Raw genomic sequence first — 17,371 nt, forward strand, 5'->3', positions numbered from 1 at the left:
ACCCTCTGGAAACCTTCTGCTAAATGAGGATAAAAACAGCGCTCCGCTTAGTGAGGACTAACTATGGCATTGATTACTTTAATCTATCTAAGCTCAGCAGTCAGGTCGGTTACCTCTTCAGATATACAAGATATTTTAAGGCAGAGTCGTGAAGCCAACGGAGGAAAAGGCATTACGGGGCTGCTGCTTTTCAAAGACGGAAACTTTATGCAGGTCCTGGAAGGTGATGCTGAGGTTGTGGATGAATTGCATCAAAAAATATCAAATGACCCAAGACACGGCGGAATTATTACTTTATTCAGAGAGCCGATACTGAAACGCAGTTTTAGTGACTGGAAAATGGGGTTTAAAGATATAAGTCATCTTACGGAAGACGAAAAAGTCGGGCACAGTGACTACCTGGATCGGCCCTTAAACGATGCTGTGTATAGGTCCAATCCAAATGAGGCTTTTATTCTTTTACAAGCGTTCAAAAATACGGTTCGTTAGCAGTGCATTGTTTGTTCTGTGAGCATAAGCAGAGCTGACAGTATCAAGGCTGCTGACGGATGATAAAGTCATTTATCTTGTGCGCGACATCTGAAAAAGGGAGTTTATATGGGGAGTTCTACTGTTGTTGCTTTGTTAGGTTTTGTCTCATGGACGCTGTTTTTACTTATCCTTATGGAAGTGATGCGGCTGTGGTGGGTGGTAGCGAAGAAGTTTCCAGCCAACGAATTTAAGCCTGATAACGCCAATCTTTCACCATTTTTGCAAAGGCTGACACGAGCTCATGCGAATTGTATTGAGGGGTTTCCGATTTTTGCAGCTTTGTTGATCATAGCGTTAATCACAGAGCAGACTGCGATCACGGATCCCCTGGCTTATGTATTTTTGGCCGCTCGCATAGTTCAGTCTTTAGCTCATCTTCTCTCGCTTAGTGTGGTGGCGGTTAATGTTAGATTTACGTTTTTCTTAGTGCAGTTGGTCATAGGCGTTTATTGGTTGCTTGAATTAGTTTCAGTGCTCATGCAATAAAGTGCAATGGATAACCGCGCCATATCTGAGTTGCCTGAACAGGCAGAGGTAAAAATTACCTGTCGTGGCATACAAGTATGAAATTAATTCCGCTGCCAATACTGCCTGCTGGCTGTGCTTAGGATTGCCCCCCGCACATTAGTTAATTTATTTATAAAACAAATTCAACTGCTTATGCCTTAATTGGACCTGTCTTTATTCCTGAATAATAGTCTGGCCTGTTCCCTGCAACTCTTTAACTGTCCTGTTGCCCGGACGAGTTCGCCCCCGGTGGCCATCACTGGCTACCCTTTATTTTTTTTATCAAGGAGAACATTTTTATGGCACAGTTAAATACCCCTCAGATCAACCATGCATCCGATATTATCCAGGTATTAAACAGCGGTATCGAATTTTACAGCGAAGCCAAAGAACAAGTTCGTGATCCACGACTGGCACAGTTCTTTGATCGCATGCTCAGCGCACGCCGGTCGGTGAAAGAACGTTTGCAACCTTTTGCAGTATTGGAAGAGGGTAGACGTGAAGAAGGCTCAGCTTTTTCTGTTGAAGTCCGAAAAGTGTATACCAAAGTAATAAGCGCTTTATCTTCTGATACGGAACATACCTATATCAGTCAGTTAGAAGAAGTTGAAGATAAAACGCTGGAAGAGTTACGTATTGCGTTAAAAGATAACCAACCGCCCCAGTATGAAGCTGCACTGCTGCAATCTATGAGCACCATGCAGGACTGCCATGATGAAATGCGGGCGCTGAAACTAAGCATCAAGCACTAAGCAGCAGGCTGACAGCAGTCTTTTTTCGTCAGCTAAATAACAGCTGCATCGGTTATTTCCCGGCTGATGCAGCTATTTTTTTGAAGTTAGTCTTGTCTTTGATTGGCACAGGTCATTCTTCTATCCCCAATCCACCTCCTCTGGCCCCACCACTGAAGTATAAATAGTGGTATCAGGTTGTAATGTGCTGAATGACAGGGAGGGTGTATGAAAAAATTATGGCTTAATGCTTTATTGTTTTTACTGACAACAAGTAGTGCTGCCACAGAGCTGAATCTGTTATCTGCTGATGAGCTAAAAGCCAGGGTCATTGAAATTAACGATCTGCAAAATAAGGTGATGTTAAAAGGTTCGGTTCCTGCTGATGTCGACAAACTTTTTGCATTCTATACGGATGATTTTGTTTATCGCCATGATGTTTATGGTGGTCACTACAGCAAGGATGAGCTTTATAGCAATACACTGCGGCTGTTAGCTATGGGGAAGTACGATAAAACAGAACCCCGTTATCGTATTATCAGTCAAATTCCGGGTTACAACGCCATTGCTGTAGAGCGGCAGGAAAAGCACAAAGGTGTGGTAAAAAATCATCTGGCGGTATTTGAGTTTCGGCAAGATAAAGTGACCAAAATTATTGAATACTGGAAGTAGGGGGCAATCTCAGATATTTGATATGTATTAATAATAATTAACACGCCCTATAGAAGAGCCTGCAACGTGCTTCACTCATTTAGTGGGAGCTGTTAATTATGTATGGTCCTGAAGTTGAATTCATTTTTAAAGTCATTTTGTTGGTATTGGATTACCTTAAATCAAGAACCCACAGAGCAACATAATGTTTGGATACCGATCTGCGGCGAGAGCGCATTGGTCGTGCAAACCTAAGCAACATTCTAGTGATGCTAAGATTTATCTATGCGCTGTTATCAGGACAATGCTTTTAGCTTAGATTGATAGTGGGGTGGGTTTTCATCCGCCCCGGTGTTTTGACAGTTAAATTTTGCCAGAAAATAGCAGTCTTCCACTCATCCATGTAGAATGCGCGCTTATAAGCTTGTACCAGTGCATATCTGTAGGAATTTTGATGAGAAAGACAATAGCTTTAACCCACCCTAAACTGCAACCTGCTCGTTTGGTGGACTCTATTAAATATGATATTAAAAAGTATCTGAACAGAGAGCGTCGCAAAACTCTGCCTGCAGGTATGGACTACTGGACTTTCGATTGTCGCTTTGGTGCGTCAGTGGATGTCGCAGAAAAGATTTTTACTTCTGAAATCAATAAACATATCGATGCTGCCGTGGCACAAGAACTGGAGAGCTTCTACGTAGAAATTCTGGCCAGAGCCTGCAAACATCAGCCACGTGAACTTGGCTTTGACATCGACGAAGCTGACGAAGGCTAATACTAAGGGTGCTTGTCGCAGCAGATAAGCATTTCACTTTTTAACTGAAAGTAGCCCTTACCCTGGCATCACAAATAGCAGCAGTACTGCGTAAAATTCATTCAATGACAAAGAATTGTCTCTTCTACCGCTAAAATACTGTATATTCTGCGCTCATTTTTTTACTGTAGCTATTCTACAGAGGAACTCTTATGCAATTTTCATCTTTAGATTTAGCCCCGGATTTACTCCGCGCCCTTGTAGAATGTGGCTACAGTGATATGACACCGGTGCAAGAACAGGCCATAGTGCCTGCGCGTCGCGGTAAAGATTTACAGGTCACGGCACAAACTGGCACAGGTAAAACTGCTGCTTTTGCTATTCCGGTATTGCAACGCATGCTGGATAAACCAAAAGACACAGTAGCACAGCGCCCACGCGCTTTGTTTCTGACACCTACCCGCGAATTAGCTGAGCAAATAGCCGAATCTGTGGCTGCTTATGCCAGGTTTGTGCCTGTCAGTGTGACGGCACTTTATGGCGGCGTAAAAATGGGTGGTCAGGCTAATAAATTAAAAGCTGGCGTGGATATACTGATCAGCACACCAGGCCGTTTGATAGAGCATATGGCCCTTGGCAATGTGATCTTGAGTGATGTTGAATTTGTAGTGCTGGATGAAGCCGACCGTATGCTGGATATGGGTTTTGTTACAGACGTGATGAAGCTGATGCAAATGACTTCACAGAATCGCCAAACCATGTTGTTTTCGGCGACGACATCACCTGCAGTGAATGAACTGTCGCATAAAATTCTGAAAAACCACCAGCAAATCCGGGTGGCTAAAACCAACAGCACAGCGGATACAGTTCACCATGTGGTTTACCCGGTAGAAGAAAGCCGGAAAATTGAATTATTTGAGCAATTGCTGGCAGAAAAAAACTGGTTCCAGGTGTTGGTCTTTACCAGCACCAAAGAACAAGCCGACCGTTTATTAGCCGGGCTGCAACAGCGTAAAATTGAAGCAGCAGTGTGCCATGGCGATAAAAGTCAGGGCGCTCGTCGTCGTGCTATTGCAGATTTTAAATCCGCTAAGTTGCAGGTGTTAATTGCCACTGAAGTCGCTGCCCGTGGTCTGGATATTCAAGGCCTTGATTATGTAGTGAACTTTAACCTGCCGTATCTGCCGGAAGATTATGTCCATCGTATAGGTCGTACCGGCCGTGCTGGTGCTGAAGGCCAGGCGATTTCATTTGTCAGCCGTGAAGAAGAGCAAACTTTAGAGCGTATTCAAAAGCTGATTGGCAGCACTATCCAACGTGTTATCACACCTGGATTTGAAGTGAGCAATCGTCAATCCCTGTTAAAAAGTATTTCGCGTAAGGTATTGTCAGGCCGTTCAAACAAAGCCAGTGAAACGCAGATCGATCTGGACAGTGCCAATAAAGTGAAGCCAAAAGCCAAACCTAAAGCTAAGCCACGTACCGCTAAATAATCTTGTGTTCTGAAACCAGTCAAAGCCGCTGTGCTTTGACTGGTTCTCCCCACTTACATATAAGCTTTTGCAAATGCCTCTTTTGACTGCCTGATATAAGTGCGGGCTTTTTGTGCGTGTTGCTCCCATGCGGCTTTATCTTTGGCGTCAGTAAAGGGGTTTTGATCCGGCGCAACGGATCGCTCAAATTTGTCGTAGAAGGTAATAGCTGACGACGTAATTTGGTTAAAGCGTTCTTTAAATTCCTGCATGCCTTCGAGCTGCTCTGAAGTTTTCAGCATGTATTGAATAAGCTGGGTATTGTTGTTGGCAGCCAGATACCCCTGAGCTTTATTGGTGACGTTTTCGCCGACCTCGCTAATCACCAGAGCACGAATAGATTCTTCTTTACTCATCACACGACTGTAATTTTCCTGAGTGCGGGCAAGTCCTGCATGCTGTATATAATTGCGCAGATGTTTGTCTAAATCTTTACGGAACAGTTCCACCATTTTTAGCATGTGCTGCAAATCGTTTTCCAGCGCAGACACCTGCACCAGTTCACGTTCCAGCTCGGTTAAAAACTTCTCGGCCTGCTCATAAATTTTTAAGCCGTTTTCTTCGGCAAATTTGCGGTCTTTACGGTTTAAATCGGCATTTTCATAATTGGATTTATCAAAAGCTGTGGCCAGAAAGGACTTAAAAGGTTCAGCAAAAGCGGCATATAAACCGCCGCTGACCACAGTTAAAGTGGCCGTAGTTAAATCACCAAAAGGTTTCACCATCGAATTTAACCTGGCTTGTTGCAGAGGGGAGGCCACTCTTTTGGTATCGGCTAAAATAGTGCGGAACGATGAATAGGCCATAGGATTCGACATTTTATTGCGCTCAGAACTTGCCAGCGCAAAAGTAATGGTTGAATAAATAGCGTTGGCGTACTCCAGATACTGGCGCTGACTTTCCAGCTGCGCCGCATAGTTTTTACCTATAGTGCGGAACGACTCGCTTTGCAGCTCATAGTTTTTATTGGTTTGCAGCTTATCCAGAATACCGGTAATAATTTTTTGCTCATTTTTCTGCAAAGCGGTATCCAGCAGAATGCGATCCAGCACTACATCATCCAAAGCGACACCACCGTGCAAGGTTTCAATATCCAGTCGCAGGTACTTACGGCCCGGATCATCAATAGATATACGATGTGCCATGTAGTTTTCGGTGCCAGGCGGTGCTTCCACCAGGCCAACCTGTTGCCACTGTGCATCTAAAGCCACAGAAGAAGAAGTTAAAATATTAATTCGGTAACTGGTAAAAGCCGACTGAGGTTTGACCCAAAACTCCAGTAAACCTAATTCTGACACCGGATAACGGCTGACTAAAGAGCTGCTGCCATCCTGACAAAACAAGCTGCTGACACCAGTTCTGGCCATTTCGGAACTACGCTGGCAACCGGCCAGAATATTCCATTGATGAGCGTCTTGTTCAAAGTCACTGGAAAATACCAGTTCACCGGGTTTAGCCACAGCAAAACCACTGAATAAACAAAGCAAAGCAACAGACAAACTACGCATACAATCCTCAGGTGGAGTAGGGAAAAGCTTTATACAGTCTTGTGTAAGGCTGACAGAGTGAAGATTTATGGTAGCTGAATTTGCCCATCAAAACATCGCAATTTTTTGTTTTCCAATCAAAGGCTTTCACGAAAAATAGCTGTTGCGGCAATACTGATTTGCCCAGTATGCTCTGCGCTTACAAAAAGTGCCTCACCAGGGGCCAATCACAGAGACGAATTTGATGAAATCGCAGGGATTAAATTTTTACCATCCATTGGCCTTTTGGCTGGGTTGCATAGGCATTACCCTGGGAGTGCTGGCTCATATCCCCATGTTTATCCACGCTTCCCATATGAATTATCAGATGGTGGGTATGCCCATGGACAGCAACATGTTAATTGGCATGGGATTGATTCCGCTTGGCTTAGTGCTGGCCATGTATGGTTTGATGCCACGGCTGGACCAGCTGCGTAGCAACGACAGCAGCAGATTACATTTTCATGTGGCCGACCAGTTACCACTGAATAAAGAACACTGGACCTTAGTGATGGTGCTGATGGCTGCGGTGATAGTGGATGTAATGAAACCCGCCACTTTAGGTTTTGTGATGCCGGGTATGAAAGCAGAATATGGCATCAGCTCAAAAGAAGCTGGCGTATTGGCTCTGGTGGCGTTAACAGGCACCACTATAGGCTCAGTATTGTGGGGCATGATGGCGGATTTGTTTGGCCGCAGGGCTGCTATTTTATTGTCAGCCTTGATGTTTATCGGTACTGCTATTTGTGGTGCTATGCCATCTTTTGAATGGAATCTGGTGATGTGCTTTTTAATGGGCATGTCGGCAGGGGGCTTGTTACCTATTACCTTTACTCTGATGGCCGAAACTATACCTGCAGCACACAGAGGTTGGTTGCTGGTGGCCTTAGGTGGTTTTGGCACAGCGGCTGGTTATCTGGCCGCCTCGGGCTCTGCAGCTCTACTGGAACCCTTGTTTAGCTGGCGTATTTTATGGATGCTGGGGTTACCTACAGGTTTGTTGGTGATCTTTTTAAACCGTTATATTCCGGAGTCGCCACGTTATCTGGCCAGCAAAGGCTTAACCAGCGAAGCACGTTTGGTGTTGCAGCGTTTTAGCGGCGTACAGGCGCAGGATCAAAGCAGCATAGTAGTAGAAGAAGAGCCAGCAGTGCAGCATTCTGGGTTCAGGCAGTTATTACAATGGCATTATGCCGGCATTACCTTGGGTTTAGTGGCTGCAGGTGTGGCCTGGGGTCTGGTTAATTTTGGCTTTATGTTATGGCTGCCAACGAACTTAGGTGAAATGGGCATGGCAGGGCAGGCCAGCGCCATTATTACCAAATCGGCATTTTTTGCCTTGCCAGGTGTCGGCTTAGTGATCTGGTTGTATCACAGCTGGAACAGTATCAAAACCTTGCTGTTGTTTATCCTGCTGACGGCTTTATCCTTGTTTAGTTTCTGTGTATTTGACTGGCTGGACAGCCGATCGGTAACCCAGCTTTCCGTGTCTATTGCTCTGCTGCTGGTGAGTTCCAGTGGTGTGATCGCTATGCTTATTCCTTATGCCGCCGAGATATATCCAGTGCATTTACGCGGCACTGGGTCTGGCATAGTGGCCGCCAGTTCAAAATTTGGTGGCATTTTAGGTGCCTTGCTTGGCGTGATGGGCTTATTTGATCAGATGGCGTTATCCGCTTTGGTGATTATGGCTGCTTTGGTGGTCGCTGCCTTTATGTTGCATCGTCATGGCATTGATACCAGAGGAGTGCGCCTGGAAGATATGCACGCGGCACTGGAGAGAAAATCTGGACGTTAAATAAAAGCCCACGCAAAGTGGGCTTTTCGTTGAATCACAGAGTGAGCTTTAAAGTGCAGCTTTCAGCTCTGATGCCACCTCATACTGCTGAGCTATGGCTTTGTCCAGCAATACATGTCCTTGTTCCTGCTCACCTTTGAGTATTCTACTGACGCCTGCCCAGGTTTGTATCACCGCATCATTTTGTTGCAGCATGTAGTTTTCCCATTCATCTGAACGGGCTGCCATTAAACGCTGCGCTTCCAGATGACCGTTTTTGGCTGCGGTCAGTAACCAGTAATTGCTGCTGTAAAAAGGCGATACTTGTAATACTTTATGGATAAAAACCTGACCATCATTTTTGATCCCTGTGTTGATGGAATACTGACCAGCTTTGGCTTTGACATGTAACTTTTGACCAAGTAACAAAGCTTCCACTTGTGTTTTACTGAGCGGTTTGCTTTCAAGCACTGCAGTGACTTTGCCTTTTTCATCCGTACTGACTTTAGCATGACCTTTAAAACCTGCTAATTTTTTGGGGGCCAGGTACTTTTGCTGAAACAACTCAGCAGGCAGACTGAAATCCGGGGAAAATGGTTTGTTTGGTTCTTCCTCCAGTCTGGCATGGGAGTGGTCATTCACCAGCCTGAGTAAGGAGCCCAACAGGTATTGATGGCTTGGAGAGCCGGCCAGTGCGTAGTCAAACAATTTTTGCTCTTTGATCAGCTTATCCAGGCGTTTTTTGTGCAGTGCTATACCACTGAGGGTGTAGCTCAAAGACACCCTGCCTATATGTTTTTGCCCTGTCGCCTGATATTCCCATGTGCTCAGGGCATTTTTAGTGGCCGTGTCAAAGGTACCTTTAGGGTATTCGTTGATTATTTCAACGCCTTGTACTTTCCCTTTTTCATCAATCAGAAAACGGGCATCGGCAAAGCCAAACTCTCCTCTGCGGGCCGCTGACATCGGATACATGGGTTCTTTGCGGGAGATGGCTTCCGGCATAGGTCTCTCAGGCTCATCATCCAGTGCCGGATTATTAATCTGAACAGATGAAACTAACTGTTCAAAAGTGGCATTGGCCCGCTGTTGTTCTGAGGAGGGCAACTGATCGTATAAAGCTTTTGCCAGACGCTCTGATTTTTTATCGCCAAGGCTATAAGCCAATTGCAGGTAAGCCTGTGTTTTTGCCAGATCGACAGCCACACCTTGTCCTTCCTGATACATCACAGCCAGGTTAAAAGCCGCAGTTTCATTGCCAAGAGGCACTAATGAAGCGAATTCCGCCTGAGCTTTGGTGTAGTCTTTTTTTTCATAGTATTTTAATGCGTCCAGCAAATCAGCTTGTGCCACACCGCAAAACAATAAGCTGCTTACCAGCAATGATTTGTACATTGTTTCATCCCTGTAACTCATATAAATGTGACCAGAAGGTTAACACTGACGCGAAAGTGTTAGCAAGCTGGATCTGAAACAAAAATGGCCCCATTAGGGGCCATTTCAACAGCAAAGAACCTGACGTTATGCAGCTTTCACACTGTCTACCCAGTTCTGAACACGTTTTTCCAGTACCTGCAGAGGCAATGCACCGCCACCTAAGATGGTGTCGTGGAAACCACGGATATCAAACTTGTCACCTAACTGCTCTTTGGCCTTGGCGCGAATTTCTAAAATTTTCAGCATACCAATTTTGTAAGCTGTGGCCTGACCTGGCATCACCAGATAACGGCGTACTTCAGAGACCACTGCACCTTCAGCCACAGGAGTTTTCTCTTTAAAGTACTCAACAGCTTGTTGTTCAGTCCAGCCTTTGCTGTGCAAGCCTGTATCGACCACTAAACGCACTGCACGCCACATTTCTGTGATTAAACGCCCAAAGTCTGAGTAATCATTCTGGTAGGCACCCATTTCTTTGGCCAATAACTCAGAGTACAAACCCCACCCTTCGATATAGGCAGTAAAACGTGCCTGAGTACGGAAAGTAGGGACTGAGGTCAATTCCTGTGCAATAGATAACTGCATATGGTGGCCCGGGCTGCCTTCATGGTAAGCAATAGCTTCCATTTCATTTTTTGGCATTTGTTTCATATCAGACAAATGCGCGTAGTAGATCCCAGGGCGTTTGCCGTCCGGTGTGCCAGGGAAATAATGCTGAGCTGCACCAGGTTGTTCACGGAATGCTTCCACCCGTTTTACCACTAAAGGCGCTTTAGGCAGAATACCAAAGTATTCAGGCAGTTTTTTCTCGATAAAAGCTAAGTAGGCTTCAGAGTCTGTAATGTAGCTCTGACGGCCTTCGTCTGTATCCGGATAAAAGAACTGAGAGTCAGTTTTAATAAAGGTGAAGAACTCTTTGAGTGAACCTTTAAAGCCCACTTTGTCTTTGATCGCAATCATTTCTTTGGTGAGGCGGTCTACTTCAGTTAAGCCAATCTGGTGAATTTCATCTGCGGTTAAATTTGTCGTTGTTGACTGAGCTAACCTGTGGTTGTAGTACGCCACACCATTTGGCTGAGTGGATACACCAGTCACATTTTCCTGAGTTTTATCCAGCTCGCTGGTTAAAAAAGCTAATAAAGCCTGATAGGACGGCTGAAATTGCGTGGTTAAGGCAGATTTAGCATCGGCCAGCAACTGCTCTGCTTTTTTATCATCCAGTTTGTCGGCTTTTTTCAGCGCTTCTACTTTGGATTTTGCATCTGTCCATAAAGGGGCGTCTTTATCGCTTTCTTTAAAAGGCGCACCGTTCAGCAGATTATTTACCTGCTCTATCACACCTTCATAGGCAAAACGTGGTGGACGTACACCAGCTTCAGCATAGCTGGCAGCGCGTTGCTGCAAATCTGCGATAGCTTTGGCTATGCCACCAATACGCTTCACATAAGCTTCCATATCAGCCACTTCTTCTACTTTATGGAAGTTCATCATGACCTGAGGTAAAAACGAATGCAGGCCCTGCATCTGATTAAACACATAGGCATTGGCGTTAAAGGCGGCAGCATCGCGGGCTTGTTCGTATTGATAAATCCATAAGTCGTACGATGTTTTGGCTTCAGTGTCTAATTTACTGTAATCAAACTGAGTTTTTAATGCGTCCACTGTGGCAGCCTGCCATGCCAGTTGCTCTGTTTCTGCTGCTTCTGTCATGTCATCAATCTGGTCGTTTTTATCCTTGCGGCCTAAAAACGTCATGCTCAGCGGGCTCATTTGCAGCTGTTCTTCGTATTTGGTTTCAAACCACTGGTTTAAGCGTTCTGATTCAGATAACGCCGCCTGGGTTTCTGCTGCTGTAGCTGTTTCTGCTGTGGTCGTGGTGGTGGTTGATGTGTCCTGGGCCGGACTGCAGCCTGCCAGTAATGCGGCTATGCTAAGAGCTAATAATGAATGGCGCACTTTGCGTTTTCCTTTTAGTTATTAATTATGGGCATCATCAGGCCGGGTTAAAAAGCTGATGACAGCAGTACCAGACTAACCTGATTTACCGCCAGAGTCGAAACTCAATTGTAAGTTTATCTTACAAAAAGGCCTGCCAGAGGCAAGCCGGTATGGAGAAGTTACTGACTTATTTATTGTTTAGGCATCAGGTCCAGCAAGGCGACTACTGTGGCTTCCACACCTGCTTTTATAGCGGGCTCTGGCGCAATCTTAAATAATGGGCTGTGATGGCTTGGCACCGGAGCACCTCCTTGTTTCTCGCGTTCAAAGTCTTCCTTAGGTGTGCCGCCTATCTGGAAATACACACTCTGAATAGTTGGGTTCATAATCAAAAACGGATAATCTTCAGCACCCATGCCCAGGCGTTTGTAATTCTGATCCAGAATATCGCTGCCAAAGTGACTCACCCAGCGCTGCTTTAACCTTTGTGTCAGCGGAATATCATTGACTGTAGGAGGTGTGGTTTGTGGGTCTACTGTGACTTCCGGCAATTTATCTTCAGGCAAACCTGCAACACGCCCCATATTGGTTGCCACTCTTTTAATAGCGCTGATCAATTGCTCACGGGTTTCTAAGGTGTCGTTCCGTACCGTCAGCTGCAAATGGGCTGAGTCTGGAATAATGTTGTGTTTTGAACCTGCATGAAAAGAACCCACAGTAATAACGCTGGGCTCTTTGGGCGCTATTTCGCGGCTGACAATGTTTTGCAGCGCCAGTACTATTTGTGATCCTAAAACTATAGGGTCTTTACCACGGTGTGGGCTGGCACCATGAGCGCCTACGCCGTGAATATGAATATCAACCGAATCCACGCCAGAGTAGGGCGAACCTTCAACTGCGACAATTTTTCCTGCTTCAATTTCACTGGATACATGCAAAGCCATAGCGTAATCCGGTGTGCCAAAGCGCTCCCAGATGTTGTCGTCGCGCATGCTCTGAGCGCCACCTACATATTCTTCAGCAGGCTGGCCAATCAGCATCAAAGTGCCTTGCCATTGATCTTTAATTTTCACCATCTGCCGTGCTGTGCCCACTAAGCTGGTGATATGCATATCGTGACCACAAGCGTGCATCACTGAGACTTCGTTGCCGTTCCAGTCTTTGCTTTTTACTTTGGACGCATAAGGCAAACCACTTTTTTCTTCTACCGGCAAAGCATCCATATCAGCGCGCATCATCACCAGCGGGCCTTTACCATTTTTCAGAATGGCGACCACCCCTGTTTTGCCGACACCAGTAGTGACTTCAAAACCTGCAGCTTTTAACTCTTTGGCTAAACGTTCGGCCGTTTTGAACTCCATAAAAGACAGTTCGGGGTTTTGATGAAAATGCTTAAACAGCGGTTCAAGGTGCTGTTGGTAATCGGTCTGAATAGCTGTAGCTAAGTCTTTTTGCGCAGCCAGGCTGCTGGTGCTGATAAAAGCTGAGCTGATTAAGCAGGCGAGGGGAAGCAGGCGCATTCTGAAATCCTTTTTTGTTATTTTAAAAGTATGCAACTACAGCATCACAGCATAAAAAAGCAACAAAGAACACCTGGCGCTGTTGAATATGCGATTAAAGCCACGAGATCAATGATGATCTGTTTCTGCTCAGAGGATATTCAGCTTTGTTTTGACATAATTGCTGGTATAGTCAAATTGCCATCTGGAGTTGGGTTTTAACTGCGAATTATGAAGTACTTAAGTCTTATAGCCTTGTTTTTTTACTTCGCTTCATTCTGTACCGCAGTGCCGTATTCTGCTGCCGAAAACTTGCTTGCTTTACAGAGCACAAGCAAAGGAATGGCACTGGCAGCACATCTGATCGAACCAGAATTAGTCAAGCATGCTGCTTATTCGGCTGATCCTGATCATACTGCAGTGTTGTGGCATCAGTTTGGCTTTAGTTCTGTTGTAGGGGAGCTTTATTCCGTTGTCCCCGGCTTTTTTCATACCACAAGAGCCCGCTGTTTTTCCGCCAGGGCACCTCCTTTAGTGCTGAGTTAGTTCATACTTTTTGTCATGCAGACTGTGCCTTCTTAATCTGAAGGACATGGGCTGCGAAATAAGTTCTGCTGCAGGCCTGTTGTGCAGCTTTAGTGGTGAGAAAGCTATCTATGTTTGTGATTGACCAAATTATTTTATTAGCCGCGATTTTAATTATCTTCGGCATTGTTTCCAGTAAATTGTCGGCCAGACTAGGGTTGCCTGTACTGGTATTGTTTCTTATGGTGGGCATGCTGGCAGGGGAAGATGGCCCTGGCGGTATTGTGTTTGATAATGCCGAAATAGCGCATGCGCTCGGATCTTTGGCTTTAGCCATTATTTTGTTTGATGGTGGTTTGCAAACCCCAATGACCTCTGTTCGGCAGGTGTGGAAACCCGCTTCTGTACTGGCCACTTTTGGGGTGCTGGTTACCGCCATTATTACCGGTGTAGCTGCTGCTTATATTCTGGATCTGTCTTTATTTTATGGTTTGCTGATTGGCGCCATAGTAGGTTCCACCGACGCTGCAGCTGTGTTTTCATTGCTGCGTAACGCCGGTATTCACATTAATCCTCGGCTGAAAGCAACGCTGGAAATTGAAAGTGCGACCAACGATCCTATGGCGATATTTTTAACTGTAGGCTTATTAGAAGTACTGGTGAAAGGCTTAGAGCCAGGCACTGGCCTGTTGATGTTATTTGTGCAACAAATGGGTATAGGTTCAGTGGTAGGTCTGGCTGCTGGCTGGTTGTCTGTGCGTATTATTAACCGTATTCACCTGACTACTTCTGGTTTATACCCTGTGATGGTGGCGGCTTTTGGTTTACTGGCTTTTGGTGTTGCGGCTAATTTAGGGGGCAGTGGCTTTTTAGCTATTTTTATTGCAGGGGTAGTGATAGGCAACAGCAGGTTTGTGTTTCAGCGCAGTACCTTCTTATTTCACGACGGTCTGGCCTGGTTGGGGCAGATTATTATGTTTGTGATCTTAGGTTTACTAATTAACCCTTCTACTTTGCTGGATGTCTGGTTTGAAGGCTTGTTAATAGCGCTGGTGCTGACGCTGCTGGCCCGGCCTTTGTCCGTGCTGCCGGTACTGAAGTTATTTGGCTTTAGTATGCGGGAAATTACCTTAGTGTCCTGGGTTGGATTAAGAGGGTCAGTGCCTATTATTCTGGCTATTTATCCGCTGATGTATGGGTTGCCCGGCGCTGAACTGATTTTTAGTGTGGTGTTTTTTGTGGTGCTGATTTCGGCCACAGTGCAGGGGTCAACTTTACCCTTGATGGCGCGGGCTTTAGGATTAACAGAACCAGCTCCGGCAACTCCTGCTGCTACACTGGAAATTACCGCTTTAGGTGATGTAGATGCCGATATAGTGGAGTATCAGTTGGGCGACAGTTCGCGCGCTTCGGGCCGTCGTTTATCCCAAATGGCCTTGCCTGACGGCACTGTGGTGGCGATGATCACCAGAGGCAATGATGTGATCCCGCCACGGGGTTCCACTTTCCTTTATGCAGGCGATCATTTATTTATTGTGATGAAACCCGAAGTCCGCGATTTTGTTGATCTGGTCTGTTCTGGTATAGCCAAAAGTAATTACCTGCATTTACCAGCAGGTGAACTGAAATTAAAAGGCTACACCAAAGTGGAAGACTTATCCCACTCTTATGGCATAGAGCTTTCTGCTGACGGGCATTTGTCCTTGGATGAGGTATTACGTCAGGCTTTAGCAGAATCGCTTGCTGTGGGGGCCAGTAAAAACTTCGGCGAAGTCACACTTTATGTGCGTGAAATGGTAGGGCAACGTATTACCACAGTGGGTATAGCACCAACCAGCAACGCCAGTCAGACATAGCAAAACAGGTCAGAGTTTTAGCTCTGACCTGTAGTTTTACACCACGCCCAACACTGGTGGCATAGCGGCATCTACTTCGTCACTGATGGCATCCAGGGTTTTTTCTGCTTCGTCCAAAGAGCTGACTTCGGCTATATGAAACAAAGCTTCGCCTTCGTTTACCAGAGGTAAGTTGTTTCGGCCTATCACTATGCCGTTAAAGCTGGCTTCTACTGCCACTTCAAAGTCAGAGTAGGGGCTGTAGATATGGGCCAGCACGTCACCTTGTTGTACAGTTTGGCCTAAACCAACGTAATAGCGGGCTATGCCATCGTGTTCTGCTCTGATCCAGCTACTTTTTTTACTGAATAAAGAACCTGTTTTGATGGTTTTTTTGCTGGGGCTGAACATGCCTAAATCCTGCATCACGTTCATAATGCCGCGCACACCCACTTTGATCGATTGCTCATCAAAACGCAAAGCTTCACCCGCTTCATACAAAATAATAGGAATGCCCAAACTGTTGGCTGTGCCCCGCATTGTGCCTTCACGGCTGGCGGCTTTAATAATAATAGGGGCGTTAAAAATTTCGGCCATTTGCAGCGCTACTTTGTCTTTGGCGCTGGCCCGTACCTGAGGCAGGTTGCTGCGATGAATTGCACCCGTATGTAAATCAATAACATGAGTGCATTGTTTTAAAATACGTTCGGTAAACTGAAAGGCCATACGGCTGCCGAGCGAGCCTTTTTCGCTGCCCGGAAAGCTGCGGTTTAAGTCGCGTCTGTCGGGCAGATAACGGGATTGCTGCACAAAGCCATAGGTGTTGACTATAGGCACTACGACTAAGGTGCCTTTAAGCTGATTCAGCTTGGGCCATTTCAGTAAACGACGGCAAATTTCGACGCCGTTAATTTCATCGCCATGCAAAGCTGAGGTAATCAAAAGCACAGGCCCAGGTCTTTTACCGTGCACCACATGAGCCCCTATATTCAGCTCGGTGTGGGTATAAAGTTTGCCAAAAGGAATATCAACCACAGCCCGCTGGCCGGGTTCGATCACAGTGCCACCTAAAGTAAAAGCCTGTCGTTTATCCGTAAGCATGGGGTTGCCTTTTGTTATCGAAACCTACTTTTTGGCCAGTTTTTTCTGCTGCGCTTTTTGTAACATTCGAGCCTGATGAAGAGGCACATGTTTTTCCAGATGTTGGATCATCAGCTCAGCCACATCAATGTCGGTTGCGCCTTCTATGCCTTCTAAACCCGGTGAGCTGTTGACTTCCATCACCACAGGGCCGTGGTTGGATCGCAGAACATCCACTCCAGCCACTTGCAAGCCCATAGTTTTAGCAGCTGCCAAAGCCGTGCGTTTTTCATCTGCGCTGAGTTTTACAATAGAGGCTGTGCCGCCGCGGTGTAAGTTAGAGCGGAATTCACCTGCTTTGGCCTGACGTTTCATTGAGGCGACAATTTTATTGCCGATAATAAAGCAGCGGATATCAGCGCCATTGGCTTCTTTAATGTATTCCTGCACCAGAATATTGGCGTTCAGGCCCATAAAAGCTTCAATCACGCTCTCGGCTGCGGTGCGGGTTTCAGCCAGCACCACACCTATGCCCTGAGTGCCTTCCAGCAGCTTAATCACCAGCGGAGCGCCGCCGACCATATCTATTAAATCTGGGATATCACCTGGTTTGTCGGCAAAACCAGTAATAGGCAAACCTATACCTTCACGGGCTAATAATTGCAGAGAACAGAGTTTATCGCGGGCACGGCTGATGGCGCTGGATTCATTCAGCGCATAGACGCCCATCATTTCAAACTGACGTAATACAGCAGTGCCATAAAAAGTAATGGAGGCACCAATACGGGGGATCACTGCATCAAAATGCTCCAGTACTTCACCTTTGTAGTGAATGCCGGATTTGGTTTTGTTGATGTTCATATAACACATCAGCGGGTCTATCACCTCAATCTGGTGACCCCGCTCTTCCGCCGCTTCAACAAGACGGCGGGTAGAATACAACTCACTATTGCGCGACAAGACCGCAATTTTCATAACAACACCATCATCAGGCCCGGAATTTATCAGTTGAGACTATTCTAGTGTGCTTTGACTGCCAAGTATCTGT

General features: G+C 46.0%; 15 protein-coding genes. 9 read left to right on the forward strand and 6 right to left on the reverse strand.

All coding sequences use genetic code 11. From position 1 onward, the window contains the following. Positions 1 to 63: 63 nt before the first annotated feature. The 6 genes from RHEIN_RS07290 (at position 64) to RHEIN_RS07315 (ending at position 4,667) form a co-directional block, all read left to right on the forward strand. Positions 64 to 489 carry a BLUF domain-containing protein gene (locus RHEIN_RS07290; protein WP_008898335.1) on the forward strand — a complete coding sequence of 142 codons (426 nt, stop codon included), beginning with the start codon at positions 64 to 66 and terminating at the stop codon, positions 487 to 489. 108 nt (positions 490 to 597) lie between these two features. Next, entirely contained in the window at positions 598 to 1,017 is a 420-nt protein-coding gene (locus RHEIN_RS07295) for an MAPEG family protein (RefSeq protein WP_008898336.1), read from the forward strand. 320 nt (positions 1,018 to 1,337) lie between these two features. Beyond that, positions 1,338 to 1,790 (forward strand): ferritin-like domain-containing protein, encoded by a 453-nt coding sequence (locus RHEIN_RS07300; RefSeq protein WP_008898337.1) that lies wholly within the window; start codon positions 1,338 to 1,340, stop codon positions 1,788 to 1,790. 207 nt (positions 1,791 to 1,997) lie between these two features. Next, positions 1,998 to 2,441 (forward strand): hypothetical protein, encoded by a 444-nt coding sequence (locus RHEIN_RS07305; RefSeq protein ID WP_008898338.1) that lies wholly within the window; start codon positions 1,998 to 2,000, stop codon positions 2,439 to 2,441. A gap of 433 nt (positions 2,442 to 2,874) precedes the next feature. Further along, positions 2,875 to 3,195, forward strand: a complete 321-nt coding sequence (locus RHEIN_RS07310; protein ID WP_008898339.1) for a DUF6172 family protein — start codon at positions 2,875 to 2,877, stop codon at positions 3,193 to 3,195. Positions 3,196 to 3,386: 191 nt separating this feature from the next. Then, entirely contained in the window at positions 3,387 to 4,667 is a 1,281-nt protein-coding gene (locus RHEIN_RS07315) for a DEAD/DEAH box helicase (protein ID WP_008898340.1), read from the forward strand. 53 nt (positions 4,668 to 4,720) lie between these two features. On the opposite strand, the gene bdpA is transcribed toward RHEIN_RS07315, so the two are convergent. Further along, positions 4,721 to 6,214 carry a BAR domain-like protein A BdpA gene (gene bdpA, locus RHEIN_RS07320; RefSeq protein ID WP_008898341.1) on the reverse strand — a complete coding sequence of 498 codons (1,494 nt, stop codon included), beginning with the start codon at positions 6,212 to 6,214 and terminating at the stop codon, positions 4,721 to 4,723. Between the two features lie 223 nt (positions 6,215 to 6,437). Here bdpA and RHEIN_RS07325 point away from each other — a divergent pair, with 223 nt between their 5' ends. Then, positions 6,438 to 8,030, forward strand: coding sequence for an MFS transporter (locus RHEIN_RS07325; RefSeq protein ID WP_008898342.1), 1,593 nt, complete (start codon positions 6,438 to 6,440; stop codon positions 8,028 to 8,030). A gap of 48 nt (positions 8,031 to 8,078) precedes the next feature. Here RHEIN_RS07325 and RHEIN_RS07330 read toward each other — a convergent pair whose 3' ends face one another. From RHEIN_RS07330 to RHEIN_RS07340, 3 genes are all read right to left on the reverse strand, one after another. Continuing rightward, the gene (locus tag RHEIN_RS07330; protein WP_008898343.1) at positions 8,079 to 9,404 is read right to left on the reverse strand and encodes an energy transducer TonB; all 1,326 of its coding nucleotides are present in this window, start codon (positions 9,402 to 9,404) and stop codon (positions 8,079 to 8,081) included. A 126-nt stretch (positions 9,405 to 9,530) separates the two neighbouring features. After that, positions 9,531 to 11,402 carry a DUF885 domain-containing protein gene (locus tag RHEIN_RS07335; protein WP_008898344.1) on the reverse strand — a complete coding sequence of 624 codons (1,872 nt, stop codon included), beginning with the start codon at positions 11,400 to 11,402 and terminating at the stop codon, positions 9,531 to 9,533. Positions 11,403 to 11,575: 173 nt separating this feature from the next. Further along, positions 11,576 to 12,904, reverse strand: coding sequence for an amidohydrolase (locus RHEIN_RS07340; protein WP_008898345.1), 1,329 nt, complete (start codon positions 12,902 to 12,904; stop codon positions 11,576 to 11,578). Positions 12,905 to 13,225: 321 nt separating this feature from the next. Between RHEIN_RS07340 and RHEIN_RS20895 the strand changes: the two genes are divergently transcribed. Then, positions 13,226 to 13,429: a hypothetical protein gene (locus tag RHEIN_RS20895; RefSeq protein WP_139056427.1), complete on the forward strand. Its 204-nt coding sequence runs from the start codon at positions 13,226 to 13,228 to the stop codon at positions 13,427 to 13,429. A gap of 110 nt (positions 13,430 to 13,539) precedes the next feature. After that, positions 13,540 to 15,264 (forward strand): potassium/proton antiporter, encoded by a 1,725-nt coding sequence (locus RHEIN_RS07350; protein ID WP_008898347.1) that lies wholly within the window; start codon positions 13,540 to 13,542, stop codon positions 15,262 to 15,264. A gap of 36 nt (positions 15,265 to 15,300) precedes the next feature. Here RHEIN_RS07350 and RHEIN_RS07355 read toward each other — a convergent pair whose 3' ends face one another. Next, on the reverse strand, positions 15,301 to 16,344 hold the full coding sequence (locus RHEIN_RS07355) for a succinylglutamate desuccinylase/aspartoacylase family protein (protein WP_008898348.1): 1,044 nt from the start codon (positions 16,342 to 16,344) through the stop codon (positions 15,301 to 15,303). 24 nt (positions 16,345 to 16,368) lie between these two features. After that, positions 16,369 to 17,298: a 30S ribosomal protein S6--L-glutamate ligase gene (gene rimK, locus RHEIN_RS07360; protein WP_008898349.1), complete on the reverse strand. Its 930-nt coding sequence runs from the start codon at positions 17,296 to 17,298 to the stop codon at positions 16,369 to 16,371. Positions 17,299 to 17,371: the final 73 nt, after the last annotated feature.

The sequence above is a fragment of the Rheinheimera sp. A13L genome, from assembly GCF_000217935.1.
GTDB lineage: Bacteria > Pseudomonadota > Gammaproteobacteria > Enterobacterales > Alteromonadaceae > Pararheinheimera.